The sequence below is a fragment of the Bacillus sp. UNC69MF genome, from assembly GCF_000746035.1.
GTDB classification, from domain to species: Bacteria; Bacillota; Bacilli; order Bacillales; family Bacillaceae; genus Bacillus; species Bacillus velezensis.
On the sequence record NZ_KN050798.1, the window covers coordinates 1,035,217 to 1,051,393 of the forward strand.

Annotated in this window: 1 protein-coding gene; it reads right to left on the bottom strand. The window is 47.9% G+C overall.

Annotated features, from left to right (window positions below):
* Nucleotides 1–12: 12 nt before the first annotated feature.
* Nucleotides 13–16,137 (bottom strand): non-ribosomal peptide synthase/polyketide synthase, encoded by a 16,125-nt coding sequence (locus BR62_RS0116955; protein WP_032871596.1) that lies wholly within the window; start codon nucleotides 16,135–16,137, stop codon nucleotides 13–15.
* Nucleotides 16,138–16,177 lie beyond the last annotated feature (40 nt).

Consider the following 16,177-nt stretch of genomic DNA (forward strand, 5'->3'; position numbering starts at 1 on the left):
TACCGGCCGTTTTTAGAAATTCAATTCGATTTCGCTTGCAAAGTGTTCACTTTTGTTTACTTTCTCACTTAATTGAATTTCTTTTAAAGGAATCGATGGGTCTTTTATGATCGCCGACAGAATCATGGCGTAATCCTTGCTCAGCGTAGCGATGGTTTTCTGTTTAAACAGCTTCGTGCAATACTCAAAGCTTCCTTGAATCTCGTGCGGATTCATCACGAAGGTCAGCTGCAAATCAAATTTGGCCGCCGTATTTGTTTGTTCATATGGTCTGACCGCGAGAGAGTCCAATTCGATATCCGTTTGTTCCGTATTTTGCAGAACAAACATCGTATCGAATAACGGATTACGGCTTAAGTCCCGTTTCACTCCCAGTTTCTCAACTAATTCTTCAAAAGGATACTCTTGATTTTCATAAGCTTTCAGCATCGTTTCTTTTGTTTCCGTTACATAGTCCATAAAAGTCTTTTCTCCAGCCGGGGCCGTACGGATGGCCAGCGTATTCACAAACATCCCGATAATATGCTGTAAATCTCCATGCATTCTTCCCGCAATAGGCGTACCGACGACGATATCTTCCTGACCGCTGTATTTGGCCAGCAGTATGTTATAGGCTGACAGCAAGATCATGTAAGCGGTCGATCCGGTCAATTCTTCCATCTGTTTTATACCCTGGACCACGGTCTCATCGAGAGCGAAATTGTATCGCTTGCCTTCAAAGCTTCGAATTCGCGGTCTGGCAAAATCTTTCGGCAGCTCAAATGGCGGGAGTTCCTCATGAAATACGTTCAGCCAATAGTTCTCCTGCCTCTTGATGCGTTCCCTCTGCTCCGCCTGCTGCTGCCATACAGTGTAATCTTTGTATTGAATCCGGAGCGGGGTTAATTCTTTGCCGTCATACAATTGAATCAGTTCTTCAACAAAAATATTCATAGAAGCGCCGTCTGAAACGATATGATGCATGTCAAACATGAAAACATGTCTGTCCTGTTCTAATTCGATGAGTCCGGCCCGAAGCAATGGAGCCTGACTGAGATTGAAAGGCCGCACGAAATTGCGGAACAGCTCCTCGACCTCTTCATCAGCTGCTTTGTACCTTTCTATAGAGAAATCCGCCTGCGGCTTGATCACCTGCACCAGCTCTCCGCGGATCATTTCAAATCCGGTTTGTAGCGATTCATGGCGTTGGATCAGACTTTGGAACGCAGATTGTAAACGATTCATGTCGATCCTGCCTTCCAATGTCAAAATCCCCGGCATGTTGTAACTTAGTTCTCCGCCTTCAATTTGTGTAGACAGGTAAACCATCTTTTGCACAGAAGAAACAGGATAAACATCTTTGGCTTCTGCAATAGGGATTTCATCCGGTCCGCTGGTTTCCGCGCCTGCAATGACCCTCGCCATTTCTTCAATCGTCGGGTATTGAAACACTTCTCTCAATGAAATGCTTTTGTCGAATTGCTTATGGATCTTGGTAACGAGCGTCATCCCCCGTAACGAATGCCCGCCTAGATCGAAAAAGTTATCTTTGACGCCGACTTGTTCTACCTTCAATACTTCTTTCCAGATGTGAACCAGCTGCTCTTCCGGTCTTGTCCTTGGAGCAACATAGTCAATCCCGGTCTGCAAGCCTGCTTCAGGCAGCGGTAACGCGCTGCGATTCACTTTTCCATTGGAGGTTAACGGCATTTGCTCCAGTTGCATCAAGTATGAAGGAACCATGTAGCCTGGTATTTGATCGGAGAGTTTTTCTTTAAGCTGATTGATCGGCAGTGACTTCTCCCCTGTAAAATAGGCATACAAATCGCTTTGCCCCTCTGCATTTTCTCTGACCAGGATCACCGCTTCTTGTACATGCTCGATGTTGAGAAGAGCGGCTTCCACCTCGCCAAGTTCGATCCGGTAACCGCGAATTTTGACCTGGTGATCCTTTCTTCCGGCATATTCAATGTTTCCATCCGGCAGGTAACGGGCAAGGTCGCCTGTTTTATACATCCGCTCTCCGATTACAAACGGATCGGCTACAAACTTTTCGCCCGTTAATTCAGGCAAGTTCAGATACCCTCGTCCTACTCCGTCTCCGGCGATGCACAGCTCACCCTTTACACCTATAGGCAGCATCCGATCATGGGAATCAACAATATACACACGGTTGTTGCCCAGCGGTTTGCCGATCGGCACGTAACCGCCGTCGTCAGCGGATGCCAATGTCTCCGGTACGATGTGAAAGACCGATGCATCCACGCAGGTTTCCGTCGGACCGTATACATTGGTTATGAGCGGCATTGATGACCCGTTCGAAGCAAACAATTCAAGCAATTGCGCCACCGTCGCCTGCGGGAGCGCCTCTCCTCCAATAAGCATGTGCCGGATCGTTACCCCATGAAGGCTGTCTGCAGCGATAAGCAATTGCAAATGTGACGGTGTTCCGTCTGTTACGTCAATGCGGTGGGTGCGATAATAGTTTGACAAGGCATAACCGTCTGATACTGATGCTTTAGGGACGATATACAGTGCATGTCCCCCTAACAGTGCCGCGAAAATTTGCTTGACCGATGCGTCGAAATAGTACGGTGCCAACAGAGACACACGCAATCCCGAATCATAAGCACCGTACACTTGTCCGCGGAGCCCCTCCATCAAATGAAGGACCTGGCGATGCTCGATCAGCGTGCCTTTTGGCTTGCCGGTTGTGCCTGATGTGTAAATCACATACGCCAAGTGATCCGGTCCGGCTGCCGTCACCAGATTCGAGCCATCCCCGCTGTTCATTCGTTCGTCATTCAGCAGTAAAATCTCTCCGGCAAAGGATACACGATCTTGTAAATGGGGCTGTGCCAGCAGAACCTTTGCTCCTGAATCCTCCAGAATATAGCGGAGGCGTTCCTGCGGACTGTCCGGATCCATCGGCACATACGCGCCCCCGGCTTTCAGGATCGCCATAATCCCCACGATCATTTCCAGAGAACGTTCTGCCAGAATACCCACAGGCTGGTCAGGCTGCACGCCTTCGCTTCTTAAAATCCGCGCCAGGCGGTTGGCCCGCTCATTCAGCTCACGGTATGTGAATCGGCTTTTCTCGTAAACTGCGGCCGTATGTTCCGGCGTGCGCTCCGCCTGCTCCTCGAACAATTGGTGAATTGTTTTGTCCCTTGGGCAGTCTATCGCCGGTTGACCCCATCTTTCCACAATCTGCTCTTTCTCCTGCGCGGTGATCATCTCCAGCGATGAAAGCGGCGCCTGCGGATCATTCGCAATCGCCTCGATCAATTGGATAAAGTGCTTTGCCATGCGTTCCGCAGTTTCCTGCTTGTACAGCGCTGCCGCGTAACTGATCATACCTGTAATTCCGTCTTCATTTTCTGCCGCTTGGAACGTCAGGTCGAACTTCGCCATCGCATGGTTGTCCGGATAAGGGGTAAAACGCACATCATCGAGGCTCAATTCTCCCTGTTCTGTGTTTTGCCATATGAACATCGTGTCAAACAGCGGATGGCGGCTGAAATCCCGGGACACATTCAGCTTGTCCACCAGTTCGTCGAATGGATACTCCTGGTTTTCGTACGCTTTTAATGTATGCTCTTTGACTTCCTGCACGTATTCCCGGAATGTTTTTTCCCCGACCGGATTCGTTCGTATCGCGAGTGTGCCCACAAACATGCCGATTAAGCTTTCCAAATCCGAATGGGTTCTTCCGGCAATCGGGCTGCCTACTACGATGTCTTCTTGCCCGCTGTATTTGGCAAGCATGGTCGTATAAGCAGCCAGCAGGACCATGTACAGCGTGCTTTCGCTCTTCAGCGCCAAGCCTTTCAGCTGTTCCGTCAACTCCGGTCCGATGACAAACTCGATTTGTCCTCCTTCAAAGCTCCGCGCAGCCGGTCTTCCGTAGTCGGTTGGCATATCCAGCACCGGAACCTCTCCGCTGAACACATCCAGCCAGTACGCTTCCTGTTTCTTCACCCGTTCGCTTTGCATATCCGACAGCTGCCACGCCGCATAATCTTTATACTGAACCCGCAATGGCGGGAATTCTTTTCCTTCATATAATGAAACGAACTCTTCAATCAAATTCTTGATAGATACGCCATCGGAAATGATATGATGCATGTCAAACAGCAGCAAATGGCGGTCTTTTGCAAGCTCGATCAATCCTACCCGCAGCAGCGGTGCTTTCTCCAAGTCAAATGCACGCACAAAACCATGAACGAGGGCTTCCGCCTGTTCTTCTTTCGCTTGAGTGAATTCCACTGCAAATTGGACGTCGTCATAGATCCGCTGCACCGGTTCTCCATCTATCAGTTCAAAGCCGGTACGCAGCGTTTCATGGCGCTGAATCAGCTTGCGGATCGCCTTCTCGACAAGTTCCCGATCCAGAGCTCCATCGGCTCTCATGACACTCGGCATGTTGTAGCTCAGCTCTCCGCCTTTCAGCTGATTCAAAATGTACAGCCGTTTTTGCGCCGAGGAGACGGCATAGTATTCTTTTGCTTCAACGGTCGGGATAGATGTATATGCTGTGTGTTTCATTCCGGTAATTGTTTCTGCCATTTCTTCAATTGTTGGCGATCGGAACACTTCTCGCAGCGGCAGGCTGACCCCCATCTCTTTGTGCAGCTTCGCTGTCAGCGTCGTTGCTCGCAGCGAGTGACCGCCGATGTCAAAGAAATTGTCTTTCACGCCGATACGCGGAAGTCCAAGCACCTCTTGCCAGATATGCGCCAGCTGCGCTTCCGCCGCTGTACGGGGAGCAACGTATTCGATCCCTGTTTGCACGCCTCCTTCTGGTGCTGGCAATGCTTTGCGGTCGATTTTTCCGTTTGCCGTTAACGGCAAACGCTCCAGTTGGATAAAGTACGACGGGATCATATACCCCGGCAGTTCCTGCGACAGCGCTATTCGCAGCTCGCTCACCATCAGCTCGGTGTTCGCTGAAAAGTATGCGCATAGCTGCTTTTCTCCGGCTCCGTCTTCAAGAGCGGTGACTACTGCTTCCTGTACCGACTCTATCTTTAAGAGCTGAGCTTCCACCTCGCCGAGTTCGATCCTGTATCCTCGAATTTTCACTTGATGATCGATCCGGCCCAAATATTCGATGTTACCGTCCGGCAGCCATCTCGCCAGATCGCCCGTCCGGTACATCCGTTTGCCGGGCTCGAACGGATGATCCGCGAACTTCTCCGCAGTCAGCTCAGGACGGTTCAGGTACCCCCTCGCCAGTCCGTCGCCCGCGATACAAAGCTCTCCCGGTACTCCGACTGGCTGTAGACGCATTGATCCCGGTGCCATCATATACAGCTGTATATTCGAGATCGGCTTGCCGATCGGTACCGATGCATACGCTTGGTTTGCTTCGCAGTTGAAGTACGACACATCGACCGTTGCTTCCGTCGGGCCGTACAGGTTGATCAGTTGGGCGCCGTTCACAGGCGTAATAAGGCGATGAAATCTTGCCGTATGTGCCGGCATTAATGCCTCACCGCTTGCAAACACTTGCCGCAACGTACGCAGCTTGCTTGTCTGTCCGCTCGCCGTCTGTGTTTCCGCAAACTTCAGGAAGGCGTGCAGCATCGCCGGGACGAAATGCATTGTCGTGATACTTTGCTCTTCTATTGTGTTCCAAATCACTTCAGGGTCTTTCTCTCCGCCGAGCGGAAGCAGGCACACCTTCGCACCGGTCAAAGCCCACCAGAACAGCTCCCATACCGAGACGTCGAAGGTGATCGCTGTCTTTTGTAAAATCGTATCGCCGCTGCCGATCGGATAAGCCTTTTGCATCCACATCAGCCGGTTTATAACCGGACGATGTTCAACCATAACCCCCTTGGGCTTGCCGGTCGATCCGGACGTGTAGATTACATATGCCCTATCGCCCGCACCGGACAGCGGATCCAAGTTAGAAACGTCATCATCGTAAACGGAAGTATCATCGAGATCGATGACCGTTCCTGCAAAAGCAACCCGTTCTTTCACGTGACGCTGTGACAGCAGCAGGGTCGCTCCTGAATCTTCAAGGATGTAGCGGATGCGTTCCTCCGGGTAATCCGGGTCGATTGGCACATAAGCGCCTCCCGCTTTCAGGATTGCATAAATCCCGACCATCATTTCTAGAGAACGCTCAGCCATGATCGCAACAAGCTGGTCGGCCTGTAGGCCTTCAGCTCGTAAAGTGCGTGCTAGTTGATTGGCCCGTTCATTTAACTCAAGGTATGTCATACGCTGCTCCTCGAATATAACCGCCTCATGGTCCGGCGTCCGGAGTGCTTGTTCCTCGAACAGCTGATGAATCGTTTGTTCACGTGGGTAATGCATTTCGTTAGACTGAAAACGGCTGTGCAGCTGTTCTTTTTCTTGCTGCGTCAGAAGTTCCATTTCTTCTACTTTGACAGACGGCAGCTGCAATACTTGCTGCATAAGCTGTTCAAAATGTCCGCGAATCCGCTCTGCCTCTGATTGTTCATATTCATTTCGGTTAAAACTAAAATGAACAGTGAGTTGTTCGCCAGGGATGACAACTACATTAAAATCGTAATGGGTGTGTTCTTCTATATGGAAATTCACGATATTTAAATCCGCAGCATCATGGCCCTCTTCAACTTGCTGCCCTATCGGATAATTTTCAAAGATCATGATATGATCAATTAAGTTTTGCTTTTGTTCCGTTTGGGCCTGAATTTCGTATAAAGGATAGGTATCGTACGATTGGGAAGCCAGCGCGTTTTGTTGAACCATTTGCATCGTATCAGCAAAAGTGCTGTCCTCATCGCAGCGGATGCGAACCGGAATCGTATTGATGAACAGACCGATCATCTGTTCCACATCAGGAATTTCCGCCGGCCTTCCCGACACGACACTGCCGAAGACAACGTCTGCGGACCCGCTGTATTTCTGTAACAAAATCCCCCATAACGTTTGGATCAACGTATTTAACGTAACCTGATGCTGATTTGCGATCTGCTGTAATTGTTTTGTCTGTTCGTGATCAAATCGGCAGATCACATTGGCATAAGCGTATTCTTTTTGTTCATGCTGCGCTATTTTATGAAGAAGCGTGGTTTCACCTTTATATCCTTCAAGATACCCGCTCCAGTACCGCTTTGCCGCTCCCTGATCTTGGCGGTCAAGCCACTCGATATAGTCGCTGTAAGGAGCTGCCGATGGCGGTTCTGGTTCCCTGCCTTCCTGTAAGGCGCTATAATGATCAAACACTTCCTTCGTGATAAGAGACAGGCACCAGCCATCCATCACAATATGATGGAAGCTCCAAATCAAATGATATTTGCGGTCTTCCATACGGAAAATCGCTATGCGCATCAGCGGATCCCGAGCCAAGTCAAATCCTTTTGCCTTGTCTTCTCTTTGATAGGCTGCGATTGCATCCTCTCTCAGGTGCTCCTCTATATCACGCAAATCTGCAAAATGAATTTGCGGTGTTTGCGTTTTATAGACAATTTGTAAAGGAGTATCGTTCCAGCCGCTGTAAAAACGGGTTCTGAGCACGGCGTATGTTTCAAATAATCGTTCAAGGCTTGCTTTAAACCAATCAATCTTTAACTCTCCCTGCAAATCGAACGATGCTTGTTCAAAATAAGAACTTGAGGCCTCGTCCAGCAGGCTGTGGAAGAGCATTCCTTTCTGCATCGGAGTGAGCGGATACACGTTTTCAACCTCACCTGCATGCGGCAGTTGAATGAGGAGCTGATCCAATTCGTCAATGGATATGCCTTTTAACAAAATATCGCTTGGCGTCAGTTCCGATTGTTCTTTATGAACGCAATGCGTAATGATTGTCCGCAGGCGGCTTTGAATCGTTTCCGATAACCGCATGATCGTTTCTTTTGCGTACTGTTTGCTGCTGTAGCTGATCGTAAGCTTCAGCCGGCCCTCGGTGATCATTCCGTTTATATTCAATACATACGGTCTTTCTTGATTTCCGCTTGAGTCTGAACCGCAAGAATAAGAAGATAACTGAACCCCATGCTGCTGTAAATCTTGGTCAAACTGTCCCAGGTAGTTAAAGCTGATCTCAGGATTGAGTTTCGATGGCATTCCGCCGCTTAAGTACCTTGCTATTCCATATCCGATCCCTTTATACGGAATTTGGCGCAATCCTTCTTTGGTCGTCTTGATATAATCAGAGATTTCTTTGCCCGGCTGCGCGTGCAGCACAACCGGATACAGACTTGTAAACCACCCGACCGTGCGGGAGATATCTATATCTTGTATAATCTGTTCTCGGCCGTGTCCCTCTAAATGAATCGGAATTTGTTCCAGTCCTGACCAATGCGATATGGAAAGACCCAGAGAAGTTAAAAGCAAATCGTTTATTTCCGTGTGATAAGCGCGATTCGCTTGTTTTAATAAGAGCTCCGTTTCCTCTTTCGTCCATTCCACAGTTGCTGTTTCGCTGTCTTTTGCAGTTGTATGGGTTTCATGAAAATCTTTAGGCAGCGGTTTGACTTCGGTTTGTTCGATTTTTGTCCAATATTCCTGTTCTTGTTTTATGGTTTCACTTTGCGCATATTCTGACAGTCTCTTAGCCCATAATTGGAAAGAGTCTGTTTTTTGCGGCAGTTGAATCACTCGCCCGTTCTCGGCTTGCTTGTAGCCGCTAACGATATCTTCCAGTAGTATGCGCCATGAAATCCCGTCTATAATCAAATGATGGATGGCAATGAGCAAATGATCTCCATCTGCGCATTGAAACAACCCGGCTTTCATTAACGGCCCATCACTTAAATGCATACTGCTTTGTATCTCATCAGCTTTGGCTTCAATTGTACGTCCCGGATCGGGATCTTCTTTCAGATTCATGACTTCTAAGCGGTACAGTCCGCTTTGGGCGATTTCTTCATTCTGTGCCTCACAGCCATTTTCCGTAGTCCGGAACGTCATGCGGAGCGCATCGTGATGTTCAGCAAGCTTTTGCAGGGTTTGACGAAGCTGCGTTTCCTGAAAACCTTCCGGCGCATGCAGCATGACGGCTTGATTGTAATAATGCTGATCTGTTGTTGTTTGTTCGAAAAACCAATGCTGAATAGGAGTCAGGCTGACTTTTCCTTTGACCTCACCTTGATCGGCTATACGCAGATTCTGCTTGATATGCGGACTCAATTCTGCAATTGTTGCATATTGAAACAAGTCTTTGATTTCCATTTTGTATCCTTGCTGATTTAATCTGGAGGATACTTGAATGGATTTAATGGAATCTCCGCCAAGATCGAAGAAATTATCAAGAATACTGACGTTTTCAGCGCCTAATACCGATTCCCAGGCAGAAACTAATATTTCTTCAGCTTTTGTTCGGGGAGCTTTATACTCTGCTCTGTCCTGCAGTTCGAAATCCGGAGCCGGCAGCCCTTTTTTGTTTATTTTTCCGTTAGAAGTTAAAGGCATTTCATCAAGCTCGATAAAATAAGCCGGAACCATATAACTTGCAAGGGTTTGAGACAATTGTTTCCGGAGCCGGGCTGCCGTTGTTTGCCCGCCGCTCACGTAATATGCACACAATTGTTTAAACCCGTGGACGTCCTCTCTGGCTGTAACGACAGCTTCCTTAATCACTTCTTCTTGAAGCAGTGCCGCCTCGATCTCGCCTAATTCGATACGATAGCCTCTGATTTTCACTTGTTCATCTATTCTGCCCGCATATTCAATGTTTCCGTCCGCCAGCCACTTCGCCAAATCTCCGGTCTTATACATCTTCGCTCCGGGTTCAAACGGGTCATCGACAAATTTCTCTGCCGTTAATTCGGGACGGTTCAAATATCCTCTTGCCACACCGGCGCCGCTGATATAGATCTCTCCCGGGACACCGATCGGCGCGGGTTTCATATTCTCATCAAGAACGTAAATGCTCGTGTTTGCCGCAGCGGTTCCGATCGGTACCGATTCCCGCCTGTCCTTTGCGGCATCGTAACGGTAAATCATGCAGCCGACAACGGTTTCCGTCGGTCCGTACTCATTGCATATTTCAATCCGGCCTTCGAACTGTTCATGAATGCTGCGGGCTAACCGGGTGCTTAAGTTTTCCCCGCCCACAATCATTCTTCGGACAGCCGTTTGATCGGCAATGTTCATTTCTTTCAAGACCTGCAAATGGGCCGGGGTCAATTTAATGATATCCACCCTCGGGTCCCGCACAATTGATTCAAGCAGAGCTGTTTTATCCTCTCCGTCATAGACGATGATTGCATTGCCTGTGACAAGCGGCGTGAAAATAGAAGTCACCGTCAGATCAAAAGAAATTGACGAATACAATGGGAAGTTGGCTTTCTCGCCTTTTACATAAACTTCTTTCGCCCACCAAATATAATTGGTCAAGCCTCCGTGCTCGATTAGTACGCCTTTTGGCCGGCCTGTGGAACCTGACGTATAAATGACATATGCCAAATGGCTCACATCACTTATCGGAGCAAGGTCAGAGCCATCTTGGTGATAAGAACTTTCATCATCAAGTAAAACCGTGACGCCTTCATAGGCAAGCTGTTTCCTGACGTCCCGCTGCATTAAAACGATTCCGGCTTGGGAGTCATCCAGCATATACCGGATGCGGTCTTGCGGATATTCCGGATCTATAGGTACATAGGCTCCGCCTGATTTTAAAACGGCAAGGATTCCGACCACCGATTCGATGCTGTTTCTTGTGATGATGGCTACAGGCTGATCCGTCTGCACTCCTTTCGCTCTTAACGTTCGCGCCAGGCGGTTGGCCCGCTTATTGAGCTCTCCGTACGTGAGCTGCCTGTCCTTATCAATGACGGCTGCTTGATCGGGCGTACGCTCCGATTGCTCTTCAAATAATTGATGAACCGGCGTCTGCGGAAACGGCGCGGCCGTGTCGTTAAGCGTCTGCAGAAGGGTTCTTCTTTCGCCTTCCGTTAACAATTCCGCTTGATCCACCCGGATATCCGCATCTGTCACGACTTGATGCAGGATTTGCATGAAATGTTCCCGAACCCGCTCTATGCTTGCCCGATCATACACATTTGCATTGTATTCAAAAGAGATGTTCATCTCGTCGCCCGGTATAACGGTCAAATTAAAATCGTAGTTGGTCTGTTCTTCCATTTGTACGTTGGAAATCGTGATGGATGTTCCGTTTTGGCGGCCTATACTTTCCATATACTGATCAACCGGATAATTTTCGAATATCATTAAATGTGTAATTAAATCTTGCTTTTGCGTTGTACGCGCTTGAATATCGTACAGCGGGTGTGTCTCAAATTGTTGAGACGCTACAGCCCTTTCCTGCGCCTCTTTCATAAGCTCAGCAAACGTTGTCCCGGCTTCACACCGGAACCGGACGGGAATGGTGTTAATGAATAAGCCGATCATGGTTTCCACGTTTGGAATTCCAGCGGGTCTTCCGGATACAACACTTCCAAACACAACGTCCCGGCTGCGGTTATATTTCTGCAGCAAAACCGCCCATACCGTCTGCAGCAGCGTGTTCAGCGTGACATGATGCTTGCCTGCCGTCCGCTTCATTTTCGAAGTGAGATCAGAGCTTATGTCACACGTCACTTTTTCAGGAACGTATCGTCCGTCCTCCGCTGCATGGTGATCCTTAGGAAGGCCGGTTTGCTCCTCATATCCCTCCAAGTACTGATCCCAATAAGCCGTGGCCTCTTTCGCATCTTGCCGGCCGAGCCATTCAATATATTGACTGTACGGAGTAATTGACGATTGTTCAGGCTGCTTTTGCTGAAGCAAAGCAAAGTAATTCTCGAAAATTTCTTTTGTAATCAGCGGCAGACACCAGCCGTCCATCAAAATATGGTGGAAACTCCAGATAAAACGGTATGTTTTTTCATCCGTACGAAGGATGAATAACCGCATTAACGCGCCTTTTTCTAAGTCGAACCCCCGCATCTTATCTTCTCTGGCATACTGCTGAATCATCGCTTCTTTTTGAGATTCCTTCATCTCTCGTAAGTCATTGAATTGAAAACCGATTTTTTTCGTTTTGAATATGATTTGGAGCGGCTGATCCTTCCAGCCTCTGTAAAAATTCGTGCGGAAAATATCATATTTTTGCGATAAGCCGTCCAAGCTTTTTGAAAATGAATCAATTTCCAGATCTCCATGCAGATCAAACATCGTTTGCTGAAAATAAGCACCAGAATTCGGATCAAATAAGCTGTGAAACAGCATGCCCTTCTGCATCGGCGTTAATGGATAAATATTTTCCGCTTCGCCTAATTCACGCGTCTGCTCCAAAAGCTGTTCCAGTTCGTCGATTGAGATGTCTTTTAACAGGATGTCACTTGGTGTGAGAGAAGTCTGCTGCCGGCTTACGCAATGCGCAATGACTTCTTGCAGACTTTCTTTCAACCCCCGGGCAAATTGCGCCATAGTAGATCTTTCGTATTGTTTGCTACTGTAGCTCAGTGTCAGTGATAATGTCCCTTCGGCAATCATTCCGTTCAAATCAAGCACGGCCGTTCTCTCTTGGTTTTCGTTCATTGACAACCCTGTGGAAAAAGGCGAGATGCGCAAAGCCTGATGCTTCAGGTCTTGGTCAAATTGTCCCAAATAATTAAACGATATCTCCGGATTCAGCTGCAGGCTGTCGGCTTCCGAGTGCCCGGATATATATTTGATGATGCTGTAATTCATTCCTTTGTCAGGGATACGGCGCAGCCCTTCTTTTACGATCTTGATCCGCTGCGACAGGTTTTTTCCGGCTTCCATCCTCAGGACGACAGGGTACTGGCTTGTGAACCATCCTATCGTGCGGGAAATGTCAGCATCCGGAATAATCGGTTCTCTCCCGTGGCCTTCCAAATTCACGACAATGTCTTCCGTGCCTGTCCACTTGTGAACAGCCAGCCCTAACGAAGTCAGCAGCAGATCGTTGATATCCGTGTTGTAGGCGCGGTTCGCTTGTTTTAATAATTGCTCCGTTTCCTCTTTTGTCCATTGAATCGTCACTTCTTCGCTGTCTCTTAATAACGATCCTTCGCTGATAGTGTCCTTAGGCAATGGCTGAGGCTTTATACTTGAAAGCTCGGTCCAATACGCAATCTCCTCTTCCATATCGGTTTCCGCCGCATATTTGGACAATTGATCGGCCCAGAATGGAAACGAGTCTGTTTTTTGCGGGAGCTGGATCGTTTGTCCGCGTTCTGCCTGCTCATATCCGCTTGCAAAATCTTCGAGTAAAATACGCCAGGATACTCCGTCAATCAGCAAATGATGAATTGCAATCAGCAAATGATCTCCGTCCGGACATTGGAACAAACCGAGCTTCATCAATGGCCCTTTGTCTAATACCATGCTGCTTTGAATCTCATTCGCTTTATCGGCAATCGCTTGAGCCGTATCGGTTTCCCCTTTATAATTCATCACTTCCAGATGGTATAGTTCACTTTCATCTGTTCCTGTAATTCGCGGAGCGTATCCATCCGGCGTTTTTTCAAAAATCATCCTTAAGGCATCGTGATGCGACGCGATCCGTTCCATCGTCCGGCGAAGCGGGCCCTCTTTAAAGCCTTCCGCCGAATATAACATGACGGCCTGATTGTAATGGTGTGCATGCGGCATTTTTTGCTCAAAAAACCAATGCTGTATCGGGGTCAGCTTGGTTCCGCCATTCACTTTTCCTTGATCAGCCACTCTGCTGACCGGCGCTACAAACTGACTAAGTTCAGCAATCGAGGGGTGTTTAAACAAATGCTTCATATCAACCTTGTATCCGGCTTGATACAATCTGGATGACACCTGAATTGATTTAATCGAATCTCCGCCAAAATCAAAGAAATTATCAAGAATTCCTATACGTTCTGCTCCTAATACTTCTTGCCAGATGGACGCCAGCAGTTCTTCTATTGTGTTCCGCGGGGCTATGTATTCGTTTTCCGCCCGCGTATTTTCGTCAGCAGCAGGCAAAGCTTTCAGATCAATCTTCCCATTGGAAGTGAGCGGAATGCGTTCCAAAGGGATAAAGCGGGAGGGAATCATATAATTCGGCAGTTCCCGGGATAATTCTTCTCTGAACTGCGCAGCGGTCAAAGAAGGCTCGCCGACATAATAGGCATACAATTGTTTGGCCCCGTCTGCGTCTTCCCGCGCGACGACTGCGGCTTCACGAACGTTTTCCAGATTGAACATGGCTGCCTCTACCTCGCCGATCTCAATCCGGTAGCCGCGAATTTTCACTTGATGATCAATCCGCCCTAAATATTCGATTCTTCCATCCGGCAGCCATCTGGCGAGATCCCCCGTTTTATACATCTTTTGACCAGGGACATGCAGATGCTCCACAAATTTTTCCTCCGTCAATTCAGGCCGATTGAGGTAGCCGCGGGCCACTCCCGCTCCTCCGACATACAGCTCTCCCGGTACGCCGATCGGCTGGATTTGATGGTGCGCTCCTAAAATATAAGCTTGATGGTTGGCCACCGGGCTGCCGATTGTGATCTGTTCATCAGCGGACTGAACAGGGTGAAATGTAGATACCACGCTGTTTTCTGTCGGTCCGTATTCATTATTGATCCGAATGCGAGGCTGCAGAGAATGCAGCTTCTCAACTGTATCTGTTTCCAGCTGCTCACCGCCTACAACAACATGCTGAACATGGATGAAATCCTCTCTGTTCATCTGTTCGATCATTGTTTTCAGAAGACGGGGAGAAGTTGAAAAATGGGTAATTCTTTCTTGTTTTATGGCATTTTGAATGGCGAAAGTTTCTTTATTCTCTTCATTAGGCAGAAGGTGCAAAGTTGCTCCTGAGATGAGCGGGCCGAAGAAATTTAAAATGAACGCATCAAAAACATACGGGTACAAGACAAGCACGCGATCCGCCGGAGAATGCCTGAAAAACGCCTTCTTCCACTGAAGCGAGTTCACAATGCCGCCGTGTTCAACCATGACCCCTTTCGGCTTTCCTGTTGTACCCGACGTATAAATGACATAGGCTAAATGGCTGTGTCCCGCTACTGGTGATAACAATGAGCAATCGGCATGGTATGAAGTTTCATCATTCAAATCAATCACCGGGCCGTCAAAGGCGAGGCTGTTTTTTAAATGATGCTGAACAAGGAGAACGTCTGCATCCGCATCATGAAGCAAATATTGAAGCCGCTCTTTTGGATATTCAGGATCCAGGGGCACATAAGCGCCCCCTGCCTTCCAAACAGCTATAATGGATACGATCATCTCTAATGAACGATCAGCGAGAATGGCGACTAACGTATCGGGTTGAACCCCGCAATTACGCAATGTTCTTGCCAAACGGCTCGCCTTCTCATTCAGTTCCCTGTACGTCAAATGGTCGTTTTTAAATTTGACGGCCGCATTCTCAGGCGTTCTTTCTGCCTGCTCTTCAAATAATTGATAGACTGTTCTGCTCCCGGAGAAATCTCTGACGGTGTCGTTAAAATCAAACAATAGCTTCTGTTTTTCCGCTTCCGGTAAGATCTCTGCCGTATGGATCGCGGCTTGAGGCTGAAACAGGATCACAGACAGCAGCTGATCCAAATGGGATACAATTTGATTGATATAGCGCTCATCGTACAGATTGCCGTTATAAAAAAGCTTCAAATGAATCCCGTTGTTCTCCAAATCAAAGTGAAACAGCGTATCGGTTGCAGTATCTTCTTTACATTGCAAGGAATGAATTTCGTTAAGCGAAACGACGGTATGAATCAAAGGCATATGCTCGTCATTGTATTGCACGCTCAGATGCCGGGCCATTTTTCTAAACGGCAGGTTTTGATTTTTCAGAGAATCATTAACGGCTTCTTTCAGCTGCCCGAATACGGTTTTAAATGTGCTCTCGTTTGAAAGCGTATTTTTTAAGAGGACAATGTTGTTAACGGCTGACTGGCCGGCTTTTTGCTTCGATACCGTTGGAATGCCAAGAATCAGGCTCGTTCGATCCGTATATTTATATAACAAGCATTCAATACCCGCCAATAAAATCAGATAGGCCGCCATATCGGAATGATTCGCCATTGTCATGATTCTTTGAGATACTTCCGGAGATAAGGAACGGCAGATGCATTTTTCCTGGTAGCCGGTACGGACCAACGACGCTTTATCCGCTGCTTTAAAGTAAGGGAATGCGCTTAGACCGTCTTCTTCATCAAACAGGTTTTCCCAGTACGTTTCTTGAGTTTTAAATACCGACATTGGAGCACCTCATTTTATATATTTTAAAGAAATAATGCTT

Excerpts from the sequence above, each read along its gene's own strand:
- BR62_RS0116955 (WP_032871596.1), bottom strand. The coding sequence starts at position 16,137 with ATGTCGGTATTTAAAACTCAAGAAACGTACTGGGAAAACCTGTTTGAT.